The 1872-nt window shown below is 71.4% G+C and carries 1 protein-coding gene and 1 pseudogene; both read left to right on the top strand.

The genetic code is table 11. From position 1 onward, the window contains the following. Positions 1-1154 (top strand): glycosyltransferase family 4 protein (locus AB0M20_RS41105; RefSeq protein WP_364306696.1); only part of this gene is annotated, 1154 nt, incomplete at its 5' end. Positions 1155-1220: 66 nt separating this feature from the next. Then, positions 1221-1872 (top strand): annotated as a pseudogene (locus tag AB0M20_RS41100) (glycosyl transferase family 1); the annotation flags it as partial.

Raw genomic sequence — 1872 nt, 5'->3', positions numbered from 1 at the left:
CCAACCTGTGGGTACGCTTCCGCTCCCGCGAGTTGCGCCGCGCCACCGAGTCGCGGGCCAACGCCGACGCCCTGCTCACCAAGGCGCAGATCAGGCTCTGGCGCACGCTGCGCGGCAACCGCAGCTGGCGCAGCCTCGACCCGAGCTTCTGGGACTACGAGCTGGCCATGGGCAAGGTCGTCGACGAGCGGGAGCCGGACATCCTGCACGCCCACGACTACAAGGTGCTGGGCGTCGCCGCCCGGGCCAAGGTCCGCGCCGCCGCCCGCGGCCGCGACATCAAGCTGGTCTGGGACGCCCACGAGTACGTCCCGGGCCTCTCGCCCTACCCCACCCGCCCGACCTGGCTCCCGGCGCAGATCGACTACGAGCGCGAGTACGCCCCCTACGCCGACGCCGTGGTCACCGTCTCGGAGGCGCTGGCCGAGCTGCTGCGCGAAGAGCACCACCTGCCCGCCCTGCCCGCGGTGGTGATGAACTGCCCGACCAGCGGCGAGGCGACCACGGAGAAGGACACGCCGGGTCGCGACCTGCGCGCGGACTGCGGGATCGACGCGGCGACGCCGCTGATCGCGTACTGCGGCGGCCTCTCCATCGCCCGCAACACCATCCTGACCGTCGAGGCGCTGCCCGACCTGCCGGACGTGCACCTCGCGCTGATCTGCGTCCACCCGAACCGCCCGCGGACGGTGCCCGACCAGCATCTCGCGCGGGCGGCCGAGCTCGGCGTCGCCGACCGGGTGCACGTGCTGAACTACGTACCCCATGATCAGGTTGTGTCCTACATCTCGTCCGCCGACCTGGCCGTCAGCCCGCTGCTGCACCTGCCCAATCATGAGATCGCCCTGAGCAACAAGTTCTTCGAGTACGCGCAGGCCCGCCTGCCGATGGTGGTCAGCGACGTGCGGACCATGTCCGAAACGGTCAGGGAAAAAGGGCTGGGTGAGGTCTTCCCGGCCGGCGACCGGGACGGTTATGTGGAGGCCGTGCGGGCGGTTCTCGCGAACAACGGGAAATATCGGGCTGGATATGACGAACCCGGACTTCTGGATGGATGGACGTGGGACCGGCAGGCTACGGTGCTGGACGCGATCTACCAATCCGTGTGGCCGCCGCGCGCGCCGGACGCAACCTCCCGCCCCGCCGCCAGTTGAGAGTTCGCAGTTGAGAGTTGAGTGCCGGTGCCGCCACGAGGCAGTGACCCGATCGGAGACGACAGCGTGACCCAGACCCTCTCCAGTGGTGACCTCCGGCAGTCGGACGGCGTGCCACCGAAGCCGAGTCGTGGACGGGTCGTGATGCTCGTCGACAACGGCGTCGAGGGTGACTCTCGCGTGCAGAAGGAGGCCCGGTCCGCCGCCGCGGCCGGCTGGGAGGTCACGCTGGTCGGGCTCGTGACCCGCGGCAGCGAGCGGGACTCGTGGCGGATCGGCGACGCCGAGGTGCAGCTCAAGGGCGTGCGCGCGCATCTGCGCGACCACAAGTCGACGTTCCGGCGGTCGCTGCGCCACCCACTGGCCTACCCGCCCGGCAACAAGACCGCCGTCTACCGCATGCAGGAGGTCCGGGCCCACCGCGCCGAGCTGGTCACCCGCTTCGGCGCCCTGGCCGCGGCCCGGCGCGCCGGCGATCCGGCCTGGAGCCTGAAGCTGCGCCGGGCGGCCCTGGTGCCGTCGCAGGTCAAGCTGCGCGTGGAGAGGCTGTGGGCGAGCTACCGCCGCAGCGAGATGCGCAAGCTGCAGGCCGCGCGCGGCAACGGCGACGCCCTGTTCACCAGGGTCCCGATCCGCTTCTGGCAGGCCACCCGCGGCGAGCGCGCGTGGCGGCAGCTCGACCCGGCGCTCTGGGACTTCGAGATCTCGCTGGGCGGGG

Origin of the sequence: Actinoplanes sp. NPDC051633, assembly GCF_040681735.1 — a bacterium.
Taxonomy (GTDB): Bacteria; Actinomycetota; Actinomycetes; order Mycobacteriales; family Micromonosporaceae; genus Actinoplanes.
Note: the sequence above shows the minus strand (reverse complement) of the source record. Positions and strands in the feature narration are given on the sequence as shown.